The organism is Rhizobacter sp. LjRoot28, assembly GCF_964253025.1.
GTDB lineage: Bacteria > Pseudomonadota > Gammaproteobacteria > Burkholderiales > Burkholderiaceae_C > Rhizobacter.
In genome coordinates this window covers 2,488,432-2,508,626 of sequence record NZ_CAXUQC020000001.1, presented here as the reverse complement: position 1 = coordinate 2,508,626, position 20,195 = coordinate 2,488,432, and the positions used below count along the sequence as shown (strand labels likewise).

At 68.0% G+C, this 20,195-nt stretch carries 13 protein-coding genes; 7 read left to right on the top strand and 6 right to left on the bottom strand.

The window, feature by feature from the left end; genetic code table 11:
• The first annotated feature begins 35 nt into the window (after positions 1–35).
• Positions 36–920 (top strand): alpha/beta fold hydrolase, encoded by an 885-nt coding sequence (locus ACSQ2F_RS11430; RefSeq protein ID WP_436022819.1) that lies wholly within the window; start codon positions 36–38, stop codon positions 918–920.
• 13 nt (positions 921–933) lie between these two features.
• Positions 934–2,286 carry a DNA recombination protein RmuC gene (locus ACSQ2F_RS11425; RefSeq protein ID WP_436022817.1) on the top strand — a complete coding sequence of 451 codons (1,353 nt, stop codon included), beginning with the start codon at positions 934–936 and terminating at the stop codon, positions 2,284–2,286.
• A 41-nt stretch (positions 2,287–2,327) separates the two neighbouring features.
• On the opposite strand, the gene ACSQ2F_RS11420 is transcribed toward ACSQ2F_RS11425, so the two are convergent.
• From ACSQ2F_RS11420 to ACSQ2F_RS11400, 5 genes are all read right to left on the bottom strand, one after another.
• Complete coding sequence (locus ACSQ2F_RS11420; protein WP_436022815.1) at positions 2,328–2,990, bottom strand: glutaredoxin family protein; 663 nt, start codon at positions 2,988–2,990, stop codon at positions 2,328–2,330.
• 52 nt (positions 2,991–3,042) lie between these two features.
• Positions 3,043–5,061, bottom strand: coding sequence for a M3 family metallopeptidase (locus tag ACSQ2F_RS11415; protein ID WP_436022813.1), 2,019 nt, complete (start codon positions 5,059–5,061; stop codon positions 3,043–3,045).
• A gap of 80 nt (positions 5,062–5,141) precedes the next feature.
• Positions 5,142–5,999 (bottom strand): bifunctional methylenetetrahydrofolate dehydrogenase/methenyltetrahydrofolate cyclohydrolase FolD, encoded by an 858-nt coding sequence (gene folD / locus ACSQ2F_RS11410; protein WP_436022811.1) that lies wholly within the window; start codon positions 5,997–5,999, stop codon positions 5,142–5,144.
• Positions 6,000–6,073: 74 nt separating this feature from the next.
• Complete coding sequence (locus ACSQ2F_RS11405) at positions 6,074–6,697, bottom strand: response regulator transcription factor (protein WP_436022809.1); 624 nt, start codon at positions 6,695–6,697, stop codon at positions 6,074–6,076.
• A gap of 11 nt (positions 6,698–6,708) precedes the next feature.
• The gene (locus ACSQ2F_RS11400; RefSeq protein ID WP_436022807.1) at positions 6,709–9,243 is read right to left on the bottom strand and encodes a PAS domain S-box protein; all 2,535 of its coding nucleotides are present in this window, start codon (positions 9,241–9,243) and stop codon (positions 6,709–6,711) included.
• Between the two features lie 182 nt (positions 9,244–9,425).
• Here ACSQ2F_RS11400 and aceE point away from each other — a divergent pair, with 182 nt between their 5' ends.
• From aceE to lpdA, 3 genes are read left to right on the top strand one after another with little or no spacing between them, the layout of a single operon-like run.
• Positions 9,426–12,131 carry a pyruvate dehydrogenase (acetyl-transferring), homodimeric type gene (gene aceE, locus ACSQ2F_RS11395; protein WP_436022805.1) on the top strand — a complete coding sequence of 902 codons (2,706 nt, stop codon included), beginning with the start codon at positions 9,426–9,428 and terminating at the stop codon, positions 12,129–12,131.
• 25 nt (positions 12,132–12,156) lie between these two features.
• Positions 12,157–13,869 carry a dihydrolipoyllysine-residue acetyltransferase gene (gene aceF / locus ACSQ2F_RS11390; protein WP_436022803.1) on the top strand — a complete coding sequence of 571 codons (1,713 nt, stop codon included), beginning with the start codon at positions 12,157–12,159 and terminating at the stop codon, positions 13,867–13,869.
• A 31-nt stretch (positions 13,870–13,900) separates the two neighbouring features.
• Entirely contained in the window at positions 13,901–15,676 is a 1,776-nt protein-coding gene (gene lpdA, locus ACSQ2F_RS11385) for a dihydrolipoyl dehydrogenase (protein ID WP_436022801.1), read from the top strand.
• 82 nt (positions 15,677–15,758) lie between these two features.
• Here lpdA and ACSQ2F_RS11380 read toward each other — a convergent pair whose 3' ends face one another.
• Positions 15,759–17,279, bottom strand: coding sequence for a TolC family outer membrane protein (locus tag ACSQ2F_RS11380; protein WP_436022799.1), 1,521 nt, complete (start codon positions 17,277–17,279; stop codon positions 15,759–15,761).
• A 255-nt stretch (positions 17,280–17,534) separates the two neighbouring features.
• On the opposite strand from ACSQ2F_RS11380, the gene ACSQ2F_RS11375 reads away from it, so the two are divergent.
• A complete protein-coding gene (locus ACSQ2F_RS11375) occupies positions 17,535–18,242 on the top strand; it encodes a transglutaminase-like cysteine peptidase (protein WP_436022797.1) in 708 nt (235 codons plus the stop codon).
• Between the two features lie 25 nt (positions 18,243–18,267).
• Positions 18,268–20,193 carry a bifunctional diguanylate cyclase/phosphodiesterase gene (locus ACSQ2F_RS11370; protein WP_436022795.1) on the top strand — a complete coding sequence of 642 codons (1,926 nt, stop codon included), beginning with the start codon at positions 18,268–18,270 and terminating at the stop codon, positions 20,191–20,193.
• The last annotated feature ends 2 nt before the right edge of the window (positions 20,194–20,195 follow it).

Sequence of the window (20,195 nt, the reverse complement as noted above, 5' to 3'; positions counted from 1 at the left end):
CTGCCACGCAGTCGCCGGCCCCTCGCACATCCGACATGCAGGTCCAGTCCAACGGAATTTCGATCGAGGTCGATGTCAGGGGCTCGCCCCAGGGCGAGCCTTTGCTGCTCATCATGGGCCTCGGCATGCAGCTGACCGGCTGGCACGATCGCTTCGTGGACGTGCTGGTGTCGCGCGGCTATCGCGTGATCCGCTTCGACAACCGCGACGCCGGCCTGAGCCAGCACTTCGATGCCTTGGGCATGCCCAACCTGCCGCTGGCCGCGGCACGCTCGGCCTTCGGTCTGCCGCTCAGCAGGCCGTATGCGTTGGAAGACATGGCCCGTGATGCCCTCGGGGTGCTCGATGCCCTCGGTATCCGGCGCGCCCACGTGTGCGGCGCCTCCATGGGCGGGATGATTGCCCAGCACCTCGCCGCCCGTCACCCCGACCGGCTCGCCAGCCTGACGCTCATGATGACCACGAGCGGCGCCCGCCGGGTGCCGGGGCCGTCATGGCGCATTCGCGCCGCGATGCTGGCGCGACCCCCCAGGCCGGACGACGCCGAGGCGGTGATCGCGGCACGTGCAGCCTTCTTCCGCCTCATCGAAGGGCCGGCGCATCGCATGGACGACGCGGAATTGCGTGAGCGCCTCGAGCTCGACATGGCACGCGCCTACCGGCCGGCCGGCACGGCTCGGCAACTCGTGGCCATCGCCACGGACGGCGACCGCAGCCCCTTGTTGCCGGCGCTGCGCCCTCCCTGCCACATCATCCACGGCCGTGCCGACCCGATGATTCCCGTCCAGGCCGGAGTCGACCTGCATGCCCGGATCCCCGGGGCGACGCTCGACGTGATCGACGGCATGGGCCATGACATGCCCTCCGTCCTCTACGGGCGTTTCGCCGATGGCATCGATCACGCAGCCGGCCGTGCCTGACACAATCGAGGGCATGCCCCTCGACTGGATCGCCATCGGCCTGCTGCTTGTTCTCTTCGTCCTGCTCGTGATCGTCCTGATCGCGGTGTGGCGGCGTGAGTCGCCCGACGACCTGCTGCGCCAGTTCCACGACGAAGCCCGTGCCGACAACGAGCGCAGCGAGCGCGAGTTGCGCGAGGAAGTCGACCGCAGCGCCCGCGGCACCCGACAGGAGCTGGCCCAGACCCTGTCGCTCTTCCAGCAATCCATGGCCGAGACCTTGCGCCATGCCACCGGCTCCCAGGACGGCGCACTCTCGCGCATGGCCGAGCAGCAGGCGACGGCACTGCAGCGCTTCTCGTCGACGCTGGCCGAGCAGCTGGCCGCGCTCACCGCGACCACCGACCACCGCATGGCCGAGATGCGCACGGCGGTCGAAGCCAAGCTCGCCGCCATCCAGGCCGACAACGAACGCAAGCTCGAGCAGATGCGCGCCACGGTGGACGAGAAGCTCCATGCCACGCTGGAGCAGCGCCTGGGCGAGAGCTTCAAGCAGGTGGCCGATCGGCTGGATCAGGTGCACAAGGGCCTGGGCGAGATGCAGACCCTGGCACGCGACGTGGGCTCCCTCAGCCGGGTGCTGGGCAACGTCAAGACGCGCGGCATCTTCGGCGAGGTGCAGCTCGCCGGCTTGCTGGAGCAGGTGTTCACGCCCGAGCAGTACGCCACCAACGTCGAGACGGTGCCGGGCAGCGGTGCGCGGGTGGAGTTCGCCCTGCGCTTGCCGGGGCAGCGCACCGATGGCGTGCCGCTGTGGCTGCCCATCGACGCCAAGTTCCCGCGCGAGGACTACGAGCGCTTGCTGGACGCGCAGGAGCGCGCCGATCCGGTGGCCAGCGAGGCGGCCGCCCGCGCCATCGAACTGCGCTTGCGCGCCGAAGCCCGCACCATTCGCGACAAGTACCTGGCGCCCCCGCACACCACCGACTTCGCGATCCTCTTCGTGCCGACCGAGGGCCTCTATGCGGAAGCGCTGCGCCGGCCCGGCCTCGTCGAGGCCTTGCAGCGGGAGCACCGCGTGATGCTGGCGGGCCCGACGACCTTGCTGGCCACGCTCAACAGCCTGCAGATGGGCTTCCGCACGCTGGCGCTCGAGCGCCGGTCGGTGGAAGTGTGGGAAGTGCTGGGTGCGGTGAAGACCGAGTTCCAGAAGTTCGGCGAGGCGCTCGCCAAGACGAGAAAGAAGCTCGACGAGGCGAGCAGCAGCATCGAGATGGCCGAACGCCGCAGCCGCGTCATGGCGCGTGAACTGCGCTCGGTGGAGGCGTTGCCCGAGTCACGTGCCCAGGCGCTGCTGCCGCTGCCGTCGGACGACGAACCCGCCTGACGCCGGCTGCACGGCGTCCAGCGCGGGGGGCGCAGGTCGACTCAGAACCGGATGCCGGTTGGCGACGGGGCCGGTGCAGGGGCGGGGGTGGCGGTCGCCGGTGCGGGAGAGGCGGCGCGCGGTGCCGGGGCGGGTGCCGGGGCAGTGCGCGGCTCGGTCAGCGGCGTGGCGCGGCCTTCCGAGTAGCTCGAAGGCAGGCGCGAGGTCTTGGGATACCCTGCGGCATCCAGGTAGCTTGCCCACTCCGCCGGCGCGAAGCCGTTGACGACCTGCGCGCCGATCGAAATCGAGGGCAGGTCGTTCTTGCCAACCAGGCGGCGCAGTTCAGCACTGTCCGCTTCCGAATTGATGGTGCGCTCGACGAACGGCACGCCGCGCTGGCGCAGCAGCTGCCGGCCGCTGTCGCATGGAGCGCAGTCGCGGGCGGTGTAGAGCGTCACCGGGTAGCGCCGCACAACTTGTTGCAAATCGAAGGGCAGGGTGCTGGTGTCGGCGAGGCCGCCCGAGGTCATCGGCGTCACGTTCTCGACCTTGTTCTCTTTTCCCAAGGCCGGGCGGTCGGTGTACGTGACCTTGCCGTCCGGCCCCACCACCTTGTAGAGCGCGTGTGCGGGCATCGTGCCGAGGGCCGTCAGGCACACGGCTGCAAACAGAGAAGCCCGGGCGGCAGTGGACGATAGGGAATGGCGCGATGCTCGGGTCATCGGTGGCTCCGGAAGGAAAGGGGACAGCGGGAAAGGCTCTGGCCGCACTGTATCAAGCCATGCCCTGGTGACGTAACAGGGCGTCGATGCGTGGCTCCCGGCCGCGGAAGGCCTTGAAGCTCTCGAGCGCGGGGCGGCTGCCGCCCACTTCCAGGATGGCCTGACGGTAGCGGCGCCCGGTCTCGGGGTTCAAGGTGCCGGTCTCCTCGAAGGCGCTCCAGGCGTCGGCGCTCAGCACCTCGGCCCATTTGTAGCTGTAGTAGCCCGCCGCGTAGCCGCCGGCGAAGATGTGCGAGAAGCCGTGCTGGAACCGATTGAACGCCGGCGGCTTGACCACGGCCACCTCGGCCCGGACTTCGTCGAGCACCTGCTGGATGCGGTCCTCGCTGCCCGGCTCCGCATGGATGCGCATGTCGAACAGGGAGAACTCCACCTGACGCAGGGTCTGCAGCCCGCTCTGGAAATTCTTGGCCGCCAGCATCTTGTCGTAGAGCGCCCGGGGCAGGGGTTCGCCGGTGTCGACGTGAGCGGTCAGGTGCTTGAGCACCTCCCATTCCCAGCAGAAGTTCTCCATGAACTGGCTGGGCAGCTCGACCGCATCCCACTCGACGCCGGAGATGCCCGCCACGCCCATGTCGGCCACTTGCGTGAGCATGTGGTGCAGGCCGTGCCCGAACTCGTGGAAGAGGGTGGTCACGTCGTCGTGCGTCAGCAGCGCCGGCTTGCCGTTCACCGGCGAGGCGAAGTTGCACACGAGGTGGGCGACCGGGGTCTGGGTGCTGCCCTCCGGACGGGCCCAGCGGCCGCGCACGTCGTCCATCCAGGCGCCGGGGCGCTTGCCGGAACGGGCGTACGGGTCGAGGTAGAACTGGCCGACGAGTTGCCCCGCGCGTTCGATCCGGAAGAAGCGGACGGTCGGATGCCAGACGGGTGCGGTGTCGGGCCGGATGCTGACCTCGAACAGCGTTTCGATGATGCCGAACAGGCCTTGCAGCACCTTGGTCTCGGTGAAGTACGGTTTGACTTCCTGGTCGCTGAAGGCGTAGCGGCGCTCCTTGAGCTTCTCGCTGGCATAGGCCAGGTCCCAGGCCTGCAGGTCGGGCAGACCCAGCTCGGCGGCGGCGAACTCGCGGACCTCGGCCAGGTCCCGCTGGGCGTAGGGACGTGCACGGCGCGCGAGATCGCGCAGAAAGGTGATCACTTCGTCGGGCGAGTTGGCCATCTTGGGCACCAGCGACACTTCGGCGAAGTTGGCGTAGCCGAGCAGGCGCGCCTCTTCCTGCCGAAGTGCGAGCAGTTCGCGCATCACGGCGCTGTTGTCGACCTCGGGCTTGCCCAGGTCGCTGGCCCGGGTGGCATAGGCCGTGTAGAGGCGCTCACGGAGCGCGCGGTTCTCGCCGTACTGCATCACCGGCAGGTAGTTGGGCAGGTGCAGGGTCAGCTTGTGCCCGGCCTGGCCCTCGGCTTCGGCGGCCGCACGGGTGGCCGCCTTCACGTCCTCGGGAACGCCCGCGAGCTCGGCCTCGGTCACGAAGCAGCTGAAGCCGTCGGTCGCGTCGAGCACGTGCTCGGAAAAGCTCTGCGACAGCGCGGCCTGGCGGTCCTGGATCGCGGCGTAGCGCTCCCGATCGGCTCCCTGGAGTTCGGCGCCCGACAGCACGAAATCGCGCATGGCATTGGAGAGCGCGCGTTGCCGGGCCGGGTTGAGCGACTTCGCGGCCGGGCTGGCGGCGATCGCCTTGTATTTGGCGTACAGGCGCTCGTCGGCGCCGAGGCGGGTGTGGAACTCGGTGACGAGCGGCAGGCTTTCGTTGTAGGCCGCCCGCAGCGCGGGGTTGTCCGCCACCGCGTTCAGGTGGCCCACGGCGCCCCAGGCCCGTCCGAGGCGCTCGGTGGCGACGTCCAGCACGGCCGACATGGCGTCGTAGTCGGCCGGCACTGCGTCGCTCGTGACCTGTTCGAGCGCGGCGTTGGCTTCGGCCAGAAGCGCCGAGATGGCCGGGCCGACGTGTTCCGGGCGGATGTCGGCGAAGGGCGGCAGGTCGTGACGGGCGAGCAGCGGGTTGGTCATGCGGAGCCTTTCTGAAGCAGGGATGGGCCTGATCCGGACTCCGTCATGGGAAGCCGGCGCTCAGGCAGCAGCGGTTCGACTCATTGTGCCGCTTCGCGTTCCGCGGCCTCGATGGTGTTCACGAGCAACATCGTGATCGTCATGGGTCCGACGCCGCCAGGCACCGGCGTGATGGCCGAGGCCACCTGCGAGACGCCGGCGAAGTCGACGTCGCCGCACAGCTTGCCTTCGTCGTTGCGGTTCATGCCGACGTCGATGACGATGGCGCCGGGCTTGACCATGTCGGCCGTCAAGGTGTTCCGGCGACCGACGGCGGCAACGATCACGTCGGCTTGGCGGGTGTGATAACCGAGGTCGGCGGTGGCGCTGTGGCAGACGGTGACGGTGGCGTTGGCCTGCAGCAGCAGCAGCGCCATGGGCTTGCCCACGGTGTTGCTGCGCCCGATCACCACCGCATGCTTGCCGCGCAGGTCGAAGCCGGTCGACTCGATGAGCTTCATGCAGCCGTAGGGGGTGCAGGGCCGGAAGCCGGGCAGGCCGGCCATGAGCTCGCCGGCGCTGAGCACGGAATAGCCGTCGACGTCCTTGCGGGTGTCGATGGCCTCGATCACCTTGGCCGAGTCGATGTGCTTGGGCAAGGGCATCTGCACCAGGATGCCGTGGATGCTGCGGTCGGCGTTCAAGGCAGCGATGCGCGCCAGCAGGTCGGCTTCGGACAGCGTGGCGTCGTACTTCTCGAACACCGAACGCAGGCCGTGCTCTTCGCAGGCCTTGACCTTGTTGCGCACGTAGACCTGACTGGCGGGGTCCTCGCCCACCAGGATCACGGCCAGGCCGGGCTGGTGGCCGCGGGCGGTGAGGGCGGCCGCGCGGGTGGCCACCTCGGCGCGGATTTGCTTGGACAGGGCAGTGCCGTCGATCAGGCGGGCGGTGGTCATGGGCGGGTCCTCTCGGTTCGATGATGCAAGTAAAAAGGGCCGCTGCGAAGCGGCCCTTGGATGGGAGACGGGGCTCAGCCCTTGGACTGCGCGCCCAGGGCGATCTTGAGCAGATCGGCCACGGTGTTGGCGTTGAGCTTTTCCATGATGTTGGCGCGGTGCGCTTCCACCGTCTTGATGCTGATGCCCAGGTCGTCGGCGATCTGTTTGTTCAGGCGGCCGGCGACGATGCGCTCGAGCACCTGCGACTCGCGGGTGGTCAGGCGCGACAGCAGGGCATCGCGGCTGGCGGCTTCCTGGTGGTGCGAGAAGGCGCTGCGGGCCTGGTCGAGCATGCGTTCGACGAGGTTCAGCAGTTGCTCTTCCTTGAACGGCTTCTCGATGAAGTCCATCGCGCCCTTCTTCATGGTCGTGACGGCCATGGGCACGTCGCCGTGGCCCGTGATGAAGACGACCGGCAGGGGCGACTTGCGCTCGAGGAGCCGGTCCTGCAGTTCCAGCCCGCTCATGCCGTCCATGCGGATGTCGGCGATGAGGCAGGCCACCTCGCGAGGATCGAAGCGGGACAGGAAGGCTTCGGAGGAATCGAAGCACTTCACCCGGTAGTCCTTGCCCTCAAGCAGCCATTGGAGCGAATCTCGCACGGCCTCGTCATCGTCGACAACGTACACAGTGCCTTTTTTCGGAATCAAGCTCATGAATTCGGGGCTCAGGTCAAGGCTGTTTCAAGGCCGGGAGATTTGGCGGTTTCGACGGGCAGCGTGAAGCTGAAACGGCAACCGACCACGGTGTTCCCATTGTATAAGTTCTCGGCACGGATCCGGCCCCGGTGACTCTCGATGATCGAACGGCACAGACTGAGGCCGATGCCGAGGCCTTCGACCTTCGTCGAGAAGAAGGCTTCGTACAGGCGCCCGAGCACTTCCTCCTTCAGGCCAGGCCCGGAATCGGTGACGGCGAACTCGATCACGCCGCCCTCCTCGGGCGTGTGTCGGGGGATCACCCGCAGCTCGATGTTGCGCCGGGGCAAGGGCAGACCGGCCGAGTCGATGGCTTCCGCCGCGTTCTTCAGCAGGTTCAGCAACACCTGCTCGATGAGGATCGGGTCGACCATCAGGGTGGGCAGTCGTTGCGCCACATAGACGTGCAGTGCCACGTTGCGGCGGCGCAGTTCGATGCCGGCCAGGTCCACCGATTCGTCCACGATGCTGGCCGCCTGCGACGGCTCGCGGCGCGGCTCGCTGCGCTTCACGAAAGCGCGGATGCGGCGGATGATCTGGGCCGCCCGCTCGGCCTGCTTGGCCGTCTTCTCGAGCGCCGCGATCAGGTCGGGCTTCTCGATCGCATCCGACTTCACCCGCGACACCATGCCGTTGCAGTAGTTGGTGATGGCAGTGAGCGGCTGGTTCAGTTCGTGCGCCACCGAGGACGCCATCTCGCCCATGGTCACGAGGCGGCTCGTCACCTGGGCCTTCTCGGCCTGCTGCTGCGCCTGGGATTCGGCGTGCCGGCGGCTCGTGATGTCGGTGGCGATCAGCATCTGGGCGAGGCGGCCGTCAGTCCATTGCAGGTAGCGCGCGCGCACGTCGAACCACTTCTGCAGGGGTTCGACGAACACCTCGCGCGGGTCGGATCCGGCCTCGGTGAGTTCCTGGGTGGGCAGACCGCCGAAGCTGTCGACGGAGTCGCCGTAGTCGCCCATCTGCACCGGTCCGGAGTCAGCGCCGGCCAGGGTGGCGTGACCGCGCGCGTCCGCGCCGAACCAGAGACGATACGACCGGTTGGCGAACAGCAGTTCGCCCTGCTGCACCGACAGCACGGACACCGCCGCGTCGAGTCCTTCGAGCACGGTGGTGAAGCGTTCGTGCGACGCGGTGAGCTGGTCGCGCACCCGCTTGGCCTCGGTGATGTTGGTCATCGAGGTCATCCAGCCGGTCTGCACGCCGCGCGGGTCGATCAGGGGCGAGACGTACATGCGGGCGTCGAACAGGCTGCCGTCCTTGCGCATGGCCTTCACCTCGATGCCGCCCGCGGGGCTTCGCCCCTGCAGCTCCTGCTGAAGCAGGCGCATGTTCTCGTCGTGGCGGTCGGGCGGCCAGTGGGGGAAGGGCGGCAGGTGGCCGAGCAGGTCCTGCTCGTTGAACCCGGTCATGGCGCAGAAGGCGGGGTTCACGTAGGTGATGCGCCCTTCCATGTCCATGGCGCGCATGCCGGTCAGCATGGAGTTCTCCATCGCCCGGCGGAAGTTCGTCTCACTGATGAGCGTGTTCTGCATCTGCAACCGGCGCCGCATGTGGCGCCAGGTGCCGAGCAGCATCCAGACCGTCAGCGTGCTGAGGGCGGCCACCATCCAGAAGAGCGTGTTGCTGATGAGGCCGATGGAGGTGCGGTAGCCGTGCACGCGCAGCTTGAGGCCGTTGCCGGCCGGCGCGAGCGGCACGTCGTAGAGGATGGAGGGCGGGCGCAGCACCTGGCCCGGCGGCAGCATCACCGTACTGGAGAGCACCCTGTTGTCGGAGTCGATCACGCTCACGGCATGGCGGTTCGCCACGTCGGACGGGATGAAATAGCGCACCAGCGCCTCCACCGAATACTCGGCAATGAGCGTGCCGGCGAAGCGGTTGCTGTCGATCAGGGGCACCTGCAACTGGAACACCCAGGCGCCGAAGCTGTTCTGGTAGGGCGCGGAGTAGGTTGGGTAGCGCAGCTGCTGGGTCGCCTCGAAGGCCCGTTCGGGTGCCCGTTCCAGGCCCGGCCGCGGCTGCGTGCGCTCCAGCTCTTCCGGCGTGCTCTCCACCTGCATGTGCATGTTGGCGCTGGAGTAGCTCGCACGCCGGTTGCGCTGGGCATCGACCCACAGCAGGTGGGTGATCTCGGGCCGCTCGCGGGCGAAGCCGGCCGCCGGCTGGGGGAAGCCCTCGGGCTTGATGGTTCGCGTGGCGATCTCGCGCGCCATGCGGATGAGCTGCTCCTGGCTCTCGATCAGGCGCAGGCGCACCTGCTGCTGGGCGATCTCGGTGTCTCGCTTGACCGATTCCTGCTCCCGCTCCAGTTCCTCATTGCGGAGGTACCAGAAGGCCGAGATGATCGCGGCAAGGAACAGGAGCACTGACACCAGGGGGCCCAGCGTGGCGTAGCGATCCTGGCGGGACGGGGATTGGCGGCGCCACCACGTCCCGAAAAGGCGCTTGGCCAAGTCGTCGCCAGGGTGGGACGGAACAGAAACTTCTTTCGCAGGCTGCATCGGCGGATTATCGAGGGTGGCCGCCGCGGAAGCCGCCGTGCCGCTTCGCATTGCGACATGGGGAGAACGACTAGGGCGAGAGATGAATTCCATTATATGAAAGCAACTTGCGCCATTTGAGAATTGCTCAACCCTGTGCGACACTCCGCGCCACCTTCAGAACCGTGAAATAGGAGAGATGCATGTCGGCCCTGCCTGAATCCTTCTTGGGCGCGTCTGCCAACGACGCCGATTCCCAGGAAACCCGCGAGTGGCTCGACGCGCTGTCGGCGCTCATCGAGACCGAAGGTGGCGAGCGAGCGCACTTCCTCCTCGAGCAGCTGATCGACCATGCGCGCCAGGTCGGCATCGACATGCCGTTCTCGGCCAACACGGCCTACGTCAACACCATCCCCGCGGACCAGGAAGAGCGCTGCCCCGGCAACCTCGAGATGGAAGAGCGCCTTCGCGCCTACATGCGCTGGAACGCGATGGCGATGGTCGTCCGCGCGAACCGGCTGCACCCTGCTGACGGTGGCGACCTGGGCGGTCACATCTCCTCGTTCGCGTCGCTGGCCACCATGTTCGGCGCCGGCTTCAACCACTTCTGGCATGCCGCCGATGAAACGCACGGCGGTGACCTGCTGTACATCCAGGGGCACTCCTCTCCGGGCATCTATGCCCGCGCCTTCATGGAAGGCCGCATCACCGAGGAGCAGCTCAACAACTTCCGCCAGGAAGTCGACGGCAAGGGCATCTCGAGCTACCCGCACCCGAAGTTGATGCCCGAGTTCTGGCAGTTCCCTACCGTCTCGATGGGCCTCGGGCCGCTGATGGCCATCTACCAGGCGCGCTTCCTCAAGTACCTGCACGCCCGTGGCATCGCCGACACCTCCAAGCGCAAGGTGTGGGTCTTCTGCGGCGACGGCGAGATGGACGAGCCGGAATCGCTGGGCGCGATCGGCCTGGCCGCCCGCGAGAAGCTCGACAACCTCATCTTCGTCGTCAACTGCAACCTGCAGCGCCTGGACGGCCCGGTGCGCGGCAATGGCAAGATCATCCAGGAACTCGAAGGCGAGTTCCGCGGCTCCGGCTGGAACGTCATCAAGCTGCTCTGGGGCAGCTACTGGGATCCGCTGCTCGCCCGCGACAAGGACGAGCTGCTGCGCAAGGTGATGATGGACACCGTCGACGGTGACTACCAGGCCTTCAAGGCGAACGATGGCGCCTTCGTGCGCAAGAATTTCTTCGGCCGCCATCCGAAGCTGCTGGAGATGGTCTCCAAGCTGAGCGACGATGACATCTGGCGCCTGAACCGAGGCGGCCACGACCCGCAGAAGGTGTACGCCGCCTACCACCGCGCCGTGAACCACAAGGGCCAGCCGACGGTGCTCCTGATCAAGACGGTCAAGGGCTTCGGCATGGGCAAGACGGGCGAAGGCAAGAACACCGCGCACCAGACCAAGAAGATGGTCGACGAGGACGTGAAGGTCTTCCGCGACCGCTTCAACATCCCCATCCCCGACGACAAGATCGCCGAGGTGCCGTTCTACAAGCCGGCCGACGATACGCCCGAGATGCGCTACCTCCACGAGCGCCGCAAGGCGCTCGGCGGCTACCTGCCGCAGCGCCGCCCCAAGGCCGAGGAGCAGTTCACCGTGCCGCCGCTCGAGACCTTCAAGGCCGTGCTCGAGCCGACCGCCGAAGGCCGCGAGATCTCGACGACGCAGGCTTACGTCCGCTTCCTCACGCAACTGCTGCGCGACAAGGAGCTCGGCCCGCGCACGGTGCCCATCCTGGTCGACGAAGCGCGCACCTTCGGCATGGAAGGCCTCTTCCGCCAGATCGGCATCTACAACCCGCAGGGCCAGCTGTACACCCCGGTCGACAAGGACCAGGTCATGTACTACCGAGAGGACAAGGCCGGCCAGATCCTGCAGGAAGGCATCAACGAGGCCGGCGGCATGAGCAGCTGGATCGCCGCGGCCACGTCGTACGCGACGAACAACCGGATCATGATCCCGTTCTACGTGTACTACTCGATGTTCGGCTTCCAGCGCGTGGGCGACCTGGCCTGGGCGGCCGGCGACATGCAGGCACGTGGCTTCCTGCTCGGCGGCACCTCGGGCCGCACGACGCTCAACGGCGAAGGCCTGCAGCACGAGGACGGCCACAGCCACATCCTCGCGGGCACCATCCCGAACTGCATCAGCTACGACCCGAGCTTCGCGCACGAAGTGGGCGTGATCCTGCACCACGGCCTGAAGCGCATGGTCGAGCGCCAGGAGAACGTGTTCTTCTACCTCACGCTGCTCAACGAGAACTACGCCATGCCGGGCCTGACGGCCGGCACCGAAGAGCAGATCATCAAGGGCATGTACCTGCTGCAGGCCGGGGCCAAGAAGACGCCGCGGGTCAACCTGCTCGGCAGCGGCACCATCCTGCGCGAGTCGATCGCGGCCAAGGAGCTGCTCGAAACCGAATGGGGTGTGGCCGCCAACGTGTGGAGCTGCCCGAGCTTCAACGAACTGGCCCGCGACGGACAGGACGCCGAACGCTGGAACCTGCTCCACCCGACCGACAAGCCGCGCGTGCCCTTCGTCACCCAGCAGCTCGACCCGCACGCCGGGCCGGTCGTCGCCTCGACCGACTACATGAAGAGCTACGCGGATCAGATCCGCGCCTTCATTCCGAAGGGCCGTACCTACAAGGTGCTCGGTACCGACGGCTTCGGCCGCAGCGACTTCCGCAGCAAGCTGCGCGAGCACTTCGAGGTGAACCGTCACTACATCGTGGTGGCCGCACTGAAGGCGCTGGCCGAGGAGGGCACCGTCCCCGCGGCGAAGGTCGCCGAGGCGATTGCCAAGTACGACATCAAGGCCGACAAGATCAACCCGCTCTACGCCTGAACGACCAGAAGAATCGGAGAACAACATGGCATTGGTCGAAGTCAAGGTCCCGGATATCGGCGACTTCAAGGAGGTCGAGGTGATCGAGCTGCTGGTCAAGTCCGGCGACACGATCAAGGTGGACCAGTCCCTGCTGACGGTCGAGAGCGACAAGGCCTCGATGGAAATTCCCTCCGGCGCCGCGGGCGTCGTGAAGGAACTGAAGGTCAAGCTCGGTGACAAGGTCAGCGAAGGCACGATCGTGCTGACGGTGGAGAGCGATGCCGCTGCGGCTCCTGCTCCTGCTGCACCCGCTGCCGCACCGGTGGCCGCTGCAGCGGCAGCTCCCGCGACTGCAGCAGCCCCGGCACCGGCGGCGCCGTCCCCGGCGCCCGCAGCAGGCGGCACGCGCACCATCGAGATCGCCGTGCCGGACATCGGCGACTCGAAGGACGTGTCGGTCATCGAGGTGTTCATCAAGGCCGGCGACACGCTCAAGGCCGAGCAGAGCGTGGTGACCGTCGAGAGCGACAAGGCCTCGATGGAAATCCCCTCGTCTCACGCCGGCGTGGTCAAGGAAGTCCGCGTGCAATTGGGTGACAAGGTCAGCCAGGGCAGCGTGCTGGCCATTCTGGAAGTGTCCGGTGGCGGCGCCCCGGCGGCAGCGGCCCCCGCACCTGCTGCGGCGCAAGCGTCTGCATCTGCGCCTGCGTCCGCGCCTGCGGCCGCTGGACAGCAGCCGTCCACGCCGCCCGTGGAACGCGTCGTTCCGACGGCCGCGCTGCCCGCGGCCGAGCCGCCGCCGCCTTCGGGTCGCCTGCCCCATGCATCTCCCAGCATCCGCAAGCTGGCCCGCGAGCTCGGCGTTCCGCTCGGGGAAGTCAAGGGCTCGGGCCTCAAGGGTCGCATCACGCAGCAGGACGTCCACGGCTTCGTGAAGGGCGTGATGGCCGGCGACGTGCGCACCCAGGCGCAGGCGGCCCGCGCCCCTGCCGCTTCGGCCGCGGCAGGTGGCGGCGCCGGCTTCCCCGGCCTGCTGCCCTGGCCTCAGGTCGACTTCGCGAAGTTCGGCCCGGTGGAGCGGCGCGACCTGTCGCGCATCAAGAAGATCTCGGCCGCCAACCTGCACCGCAACTGGGTGATGATCCCGCACGTCACCAACCACGACGATGCCGACATCACCGAGCTCGAGGCCTTCCGGGTTCAGCTCAACAAGGAGAACGAGAAGTCCGGCGTGAAGGTGACGATGCTGGCCTTCCTCATCAAGGCGGTCGTAGCGGCGCTCAAGAAGTTCCCGGAGTTCAACGCCTCGCTCGAAGGCGAGCAGCTCGTGCTCAAGCAGTACTTCCACGTCGGGTTCGCGGCTGATACGCCGAACGGACTGGTCGTGCCCGTGCTGAAGGATGCCGACAAGAAGGGCGTGCTGCAGATCTCCCAGGAGATGAATGCGCTGGCCGCCAAGGCACGCGACGGCAAGCTGAGCCCGGCCGACATGAGCGGCGGTTGCTTCTCGATCTCTTCGCTCGGAGGCATCGGCGGGCGCTACTTCACCCCCATCATCAACGCGCCCGAGGTGGCGATCCTGGGTGTGTGCCGTTCCAGCATGGAACCGGTGTGGGACGGCAAGGCCTTCCAGCCGCGCCTGATGCTGCCGCTCAGCCTCAGCTGGGACCACCGCGTGATCGATGGCGCGTCAGCGGCGCGCTTCAACGCCTACCTCGCGCAGATCCTCGGCGACTTCCGCCGCGTGCTGCTGTAAGCCTTCCGCACCCTCACAGAAAGACAACCCCATGTCGCTCATCGACATCAAGGTGCCGGACATCGGCGATTTCTCCGAAGTGGCCGTCATTGAGTTGCTGGTCAAGCCCGGTGACACCATCAAGGCCGAACAGTCCCTCGTGACCGTCGAGAGCGACAAGGCCTCGATGGAGATTCCGTCGCCCCAGGCGGGCACGGTCAAGGAGGTGCTCGTGAAGCTGGGCGACAAGGTGCGCGAAGGCACGTCCCTCGTGACCCTGGAGGCAGCCGCTGGTTCGGCCGAGACAGCGCCTGCCGCGGCTGCCGCGCCGACACCGGCCGGGCCAGCCTCGTCATCTCCTGCACCGGCACCGGCCGCCGCACCGACCGCCGCCCCGGCCCATGCCGGCAGCGTCGACCTGGAGTGCGAACTGCTGGTGCTCGGCGGGGGCCCGGGCGGCTACTCGGCCGCCTTCCGTGCCGCCGACCTCGGCTTGAAGACGGTGATGGTCGAGCGCTTCGCCACGCTGGGTGGGGTGTGCCTGAACGTCGGCTGCATTCCCTCGAAGGCCTTGCTGCACGTGGCTGCGGTCATGGACGAGGTGCGCCACTTCGATTCTCTGGGGGTGAGCTTCGGTGAACCGCAGATCGACCTCGACCGCCTGCGCGCCCACAAGGACAAGGTCGTCGGCAAGCTCACCGGTGGCCTCGCGGCCATGGCGAAGATGCGCAAGGTGACGGTGGTGCAGGGCGACGGGGAGTTCGTCGATCCGTATCACCTGAGCGTGCGCGCCGCCGATGGCAGCGTGAAGACGATCAAGTTCAAGCAGGCGGTGATCGCCGCCGGCTCGGAGGCGGTGAAGCTGCCCTTCCTGCCGAAGGACGACCCGCGGGTGGTCACGTCCACCGGCGCGCTGCAGTTGCGTCAGCAACCCAAGCGCATGCTCGTCATCGGTGGCGGCATCATCGGCCTGGAGATGGGCACGGTGTACAGCACGCTCGGTGCCCGCCTCGATGTCGTCGAGATGCAGGACAGCCTGATGCTCGGCGCCGACCGCGACCTGGTCAAGGTCTGGCAGAAGATGAACGCCCCGCGCTTCGACAACATCATGCTGAAGACCCGCACCGTCGGGGCCGAGGCGACGCCCGAGGGCATTCGCGTCAGCTTCGAGGGCGAGGGCGCACCGAAGGAACCGCAGCTGTACGACCTCGTGCTGCAGGCGGTGGGCCGTGTGCCGAACGGCAAGCGCATCGGCGCCGAGAAGGCCGGTGTCGCCGTGGGCGAGCGCGGCTTCATCACGGTGGACCGGCAGATGCGCACCAACGTGCCGCACATCTTCGCCATCGGGGACATCGTGGGCCAGCCCATGCTGGCACACAAGGCGGTGCACGAGGGCCATGTGGCCGCCGAAGTGGCCGCCGGCCACAAGGCCGAGTTCGACGCCCGCGTGATTCCGAGCGTTGCCTACACCGACCCCGAAGTGGCGTGGGTGGGCGTGACCGAAGACGAGGCGCGGGCCAAGGGCATGAAGGTTCGCAAGGGCCACTTCCCCTGGAACGCCTCGGGCCGCGCCATCGCGAACGGTCGCGACGAGGGCTTCACCAAGCTGATCTTTGACGAGGAAACCCACCAGATCGTCGGTGGTGGCATCGTCGGCACCCATGCGGGCGACATGATCGGCGAGGTGGCCCTGGCCATCGAGATGGGCGCGGATGCCGTGGACATCGGCAAGACCATCCATCCGCACCCGACCCTGGGTGAGAGCATCGGCATGGCCGCCGAAGCCTTCGAGGGCGCCTGCACCGACCTGCCGCCGGTCAAGCGCTGACCGGCCGCGCGCTCGGGCGTTTCAGGAAGGGCCGCTCACGCGGCCCTTTTGCCGATCTCCACCCGCGGGCGGCCGCGGCCGGTCAGTTCTTCGGCCGGCGGGCGGGACTCGGCGCCGGCCCCGTGCTTGCGGCCGGCGCGGAGGTCGGATTGGCCGCTGCGGGAGGAGGCGCCGTCATGGCGGCGGCACGCTCGCGCAGGCGCACGGTGTCCATGGTCATGGTGGGCACCGCTTCGGCCGGGCAGCGGCCGGGCAGGTCGTCACCGGCCTGCCACGATTGGGCGTCTTCCGGGGGCTGCGCGTCGCGCGTCACACCGAGCAACGGCGTCAGCTTGTTGAGCGCGGCGTGCGTGCGCACGTAGGCCAGACTCAAGTCGAACTCGGCGTTCGCGTACGAGCGCTGTGCGGTGTAGAGCTCGTTCTCGGAGTTGAGCAGGTCCAGCAGGCTGCGCTGGCCGATGTCGAACTGCTGGCGATAGGCATCGCGCGCCTTCGAGATGGCCAGGGTGTTGCGGTCCAGGAACTGCAGCTGGTCGACGAGCTTGCGCGTGTCGTTGAAGGCGATGGCCACGGTCTGGCGAACGTCGCGGCAGGCGCGGTCGCGCAGGTCGGCCGCCTGGTTGACGAGGTTGACCTGCTGGCGGATGCGCGCCTGGTCGGCGCCGCCGTTGAAGAGGTTCCAGTTCAGCACCACCTCGGCGGTGGTGTCGTTGCGCTGGTCGCGCACGCCTTCGAAGTTCTTTCCGGCGCCGGCGCGCAACCGCGCCTCGACCTTCGGCTGATACGCGCTTTCGCGGATGGAAGCGAGCGCGCGTGCCGCGCGCAGCGCCTCGATGCTGGCGCTGATTGCGGGGCTGCGGCGGATCGCCTCGTCGGCCGCTTCGTTCACCGAGCCCGGCACACCGGCCTTGAACTCACCCGGCATCGGCAGCGCCTCTGGCGGCACCTCGCCCACGATGCGCTGGTAGCGCGTCGACACGTCGTAGAGGTTGGAGATCTCGGTGTTCAGGTTGGACTCGGCCAGCGCCACGCGCGCCCCGGCCTGTTCGAGGTCGACGCCCCGGCCCACCCCCGCCTTGAAACGCGACTGGATCTGGTTGAACGCGCTCTGGTGCTGAACGAAGTTCTCCTCGGCCAGCTGGACGAGGCGCCGGTAGCGCAGCACGTCGATGTAGGCGCGCGCGGCCTCCAGCGCGGTCTGTTCGGCCGCGTCCAGGAACTCGAAATAGCGGGCAGTGCGCTCGTGGCCCAGGCGGCCGACGTCGTTGCGAGTGGCCAGGCCGTCCCACAGCAACTGGCTCAGCGTCAGCGATGCACCGGCGCGGTTGGTGGATTGCGTCTCGGGGGTACGGCTGTCGATGCTGTCGCGGTCGCGACCGCCGCTCGCGTTCAGGTCGAGGCGGGGCAGGTAGCCTGCGCGCGCGGCATCGACCGCGTCGACCGAAGCCCGGTAGGCGTTGAATCGCGACGTGACGTCGGGGTTGGCGTTGATGGCCTTCTGCACCGCGCTGCGCAGCGGGGCCGCATCGGGTGTCTGGGCGGTTGCGGCGCCTGCGCTGCACAGGGCAATTGCAATCAGCAGGGCCGGTTGTCTTGAACGCATCTGGATCCTATGGGTCTTGGGGGCCGGGGCCACGCGGGCCGACAGCGCGGTCGGTCGAGTTTAGTGAGCGTGCCATCGGGAAGGATCCCCACGGATGAAGGCCTGTCCGGCAGTAAGTCACGTCTTGATCGTTTGACTGCCGAAGAGTAGCCGAGGTCGCGCAAAGCCGAGGGAGAGTCCGCTTCAGGCACGGGTGGATTTGTCGACAATCCTTGAGGGGCGGGTGCCCCGGGGATCCGTGTGCCGTCCGTTCGCTTGTCATCGCCGTCGCGTTCATTCCGCCCGGGCCTGCTGTCCCGGGTCGCGGCGTGGCGACCGCTGACAGCCGGCCTGCTGGCATTGGTCCTGGCGGTCCTTGCCGACGGGCCGCGCGCCTGGGATGCCGATCGCATGACGGCCGCCGCGCGCAAGCTGGGACCCAATGCGGTCACCGGCGCCCAGGCCCTTCAGCAGTTGCTCGCCGGCAGCAACGGACTGGACGATGCGGCCCGGCTGCAGGCGGTGAACACCTTCTACAACCGCCGCGTGCTGTTCCGGGACGACACCGAGGTCTGGAACCAGGTCGACTACTGGGCCAGTCCCTTCGAGACCTTGCAACGCGGACAGGGCGACTGCGAGGACTTCGCCATCGCCAAGTACTTCACGCTGGTCACCCTGGGCATGCCGGTGAACCGGCTGCGCCTCGTCTACGTGCGTGCCCAGGTGGGCGGTCCACAAGGTGCGGTCCAGGCACACATGGTCCTCGCCTACCATCCCACTCCTGAGGCCGAACCCCTGATCCTGGACAACCTCATCGGCGAGATCCGCCCGGCGTCGCGCCGTCCGGACCTGGCACCGGTGTTCAGTTTCAATGGCGACGGCCTGTGGCAAGGTGTGGGCAGCCAGCCGGCGGGAAATCCGGTGGCGAGGTTGTCGCGGTGGCGGGAAGTGCTTGCGAAGGCGCAGGCGGAAGGGTTTCAATGAGACAAACACACGACAGGGAGCGCGCATGTCGCTGATCCGCCAGATCTGGTTGCTGATGTTCGGTACGGTCCTGCTCGCTTTCCTGGGCAGCGTGACCGTTGCGGTGGAATCGGCCCGCACCTACCTCGAGACGCAACTGCAACTCAAGAACGCGGACAACGCCACGACGCTGGCACTTGCCCTGTCGCAGCAGAAGGGCGACGAGCAGCTGATGAACCTGATGATGTCGGCCCAGTTCGACACGGGTTTCTATCGCCGCATCCGGCTGGTCGGTGCGGATGGTCAGCCGAAGTTCGTGCGCGAGGCGACGGTCGGGCCGGCGCAGGCGCCGGACTGGTTCGTGCGCCTGGTGTCGATCGACTCCCGGCCCGGCCAGGCCCAGGTCTCCGACGGCTGGCGGGCGCTCGGCCACGTGGAGGTGGAGAGCCAGGACGCTTTCGCCTTCGACGAACTGTGGCGCAGCAGCCAGCGCACCGCGTTGGCGCTGGCCGCGGTCGGCGTGCTGGCCGGCCTGCTTGGAACGGTGGTGGTGCGCCGGATCCGCAAACCGATCGATACGACCGTCGGCCAGGCCCACTCGCTGGTGCAGGGCGAGTTCGTCACCGTCGCCGAACCGAACGTGCCGGAGCTCCAGCGGCTGACCCGGGCCATGAACACCATGGTCGAGCGGCTGCGCGTGGCCTTCCAGACGCAGGCGGCGCAGCTCGACGTGCTGCACCGGCAGGCCAACTGTGACCCGCTCACTGGTTTGTCGAACCGCGCCCACTTCCTCGGGCAGTTGGGGGCCGCGCTGCAGCGTGAAGACGGCACGGCCGAGGGCGGCCTCGTGCTCTTGCGTGTCGTCGACCTGGCGGGCGTGAACCGTGCCATGGGCCACGCGGCCACGGACCGCATGCTGATGTCGATTGCGCAATCGCTGCGGCCGTATGCGGAGCGAGTGGATGGTTGCTTCCTCGGGCGCCTCAACGGATCGGATTTCGCGCTGTGCCTGCCGGTGGCCGGTGTGGCGCGCGAGACGGCACAGGCCCTGGCCGACGCGCTGCGCCTGGTGTTGCCGACCATCGGTAGTGGGATGACGGTGGCGCTGGGCGCGGTCGAACTTCGCCGCGACATGAAGCTCGCGCAGGTCATGGGCATGGCCGATGCGGCGCTCGCGCGCGCCGAGAGCTACGGCCCGTTCTCCGTCGAACTCGCGAGCGAGGCCTCGCCGCCGGTCGCGCTGCTGGGCGAGGGCGCCTGGCGCCAACGCATCCGCGAGGCCCTGGTGCACGACCGCGTCCGCCTGATGAGCTTTCCGGTCGTCGACCGTCGCTACCAGCTCATCCACCTCGAGTGTCCGCTGCGCATGCAGCTGGAGGAGGGCGGCACCCTGGAGCCGGCCGCACGATGGCTGCCGCTGGCGATCCGCAGCCGACTCACCGTGGACGTGGACGAGCGCGCGTTGGCGCTTGCGCTGGCCGACGCTGCCCGCGACGGCCAGTCACGTTGCGTGAACCTGTCGCCGTCGTCCCTGGCCGACAGCAGCTTCGCCGCCCGTCTGCGCGCGCTGCTGTGGGCGGCACCTCGCGCCGCGCGCCTGATCTGGCTGGAGGTGGCCGAGTCGGCCGCGGTGGATCACTTCCACCTGCTCCAGGAGCTGAGCCGCCAGCTGCGACCCATTGGCGTGAAGCTGGGCCTTGAACATGCCGGCGAGCGCCTCGGGCAGATCCCTCGCTTGTTCGAGGCCGGCCTCGACTACGTGAAGCTCGACGCCTCCATCGTGCGTGGCGTCGGCACTGACGACAACCGGGCCACCTTCGTGCGCGGCACGGTCACCTTGCTGCACGGCCTGTCGCTGCAGGTCTTCGCCGAAGGTGTCGTCGACGAGCTGGACGCCGAGCGCCTGTGGGAATGCGGCCTCGATGGCGCCACCGGGCCGCACATCAGCAGCCGCCTGAGCGGGCCGGGCTGAGC

What these genes read in the sequence shown, in the direction of transcription:
- ACSQ2F_RS11430 (WP_436022819.1), top strand. Translation starts at nt 36, where the DNA reads ATGCAGGTCCAGTCCAACGGAATTTCGATCGAGGTCGATGTCAGGGGC.
- ACSQ2F_RS11425 (WP_436022817.1), top strand. Translation starts at nt 934, where the DNA reads ATGCCCCTCGACTGGATCGCCATCGGCCTGCTGCTTGTTCTCTTCGTC.
- ACSQ2F_RS11420 (WP_436022815.1), bottom strand. Translation starts at nt 2,990, where the DNA reads ATGACCCGAGCATCGCGCCATTCCCTATCGTCCACTGCCGCCCGGGCT.
- ACSQ2F_RS11415 (WP_436022813.1), bottom strand. Translation starts at nt 5,061, where the DNA reads ATGACCAACCCGCTGCTCGCCCGTCACGACCTGCCGCCCTTCGCCGAC.
- folD (WP_436022811.1), bottom strand. Translation starts at nt 5,999, where the DNA reads ATGACCACCGCCCGCCTGATCGACGGCACTGCCCTGTCCAAGCAAATC.
- ACSQ2F_RS11405 (WP_436022809.1), bottom strand. Translation starts at nt 6,697, where the DNA reads ATGAGCTTGATTCCGAAAAAAGGCACTGTGTACGTTGTCGACGATGAC.
- ACSQ2F_RS11400 (WP_436022807.1), bottom strand. Translation starts at nt 9,243, where the DNA reads ATGCAGCCTGCGAAAGAAGTTTCTGTTCCGTCCCACCCTGGCGACGAC.
- aceE (WP_436022805.1), top strand. Translation starts at nt 9,426, where the DNA reads ATGTCGGCCCTGCCTGAATCCTTCTTGGGCGCGTCTGCCAACGACGCC.
- aceF (WP_436022803.1), top strand. Translation starts at nt 12,157, where the DNA reads ATGGCATTGGTCGAAGTCAAGGTCCCGGATATCGGCGACTTCAAGGAG.
- lpdA (WP_436022801.1), top strand. Translation starts at nt 13,901, where the DNA reads ATGTCGCTCATCGACATCAAGGTGCCGGACATCGGCGATTTCTCCGAA.
- ACSQ2F_RS11380 (WP_436022799.1), bottom strand. Translation starts at nt 17,279, where the DNA reads ATGCGTTCAAGACAACCGGCCCTGCTGATTGCAATTGCCCTGTGCAGC.
- ACSQ2F_RS11370 (WP_436022795.1), top strand. Translation starts at nt 18,268, where the DNA reads ATGTCGCTGATCCGCCAGATCTGGTTGCTGATGTTCGGTACGGTCCTG.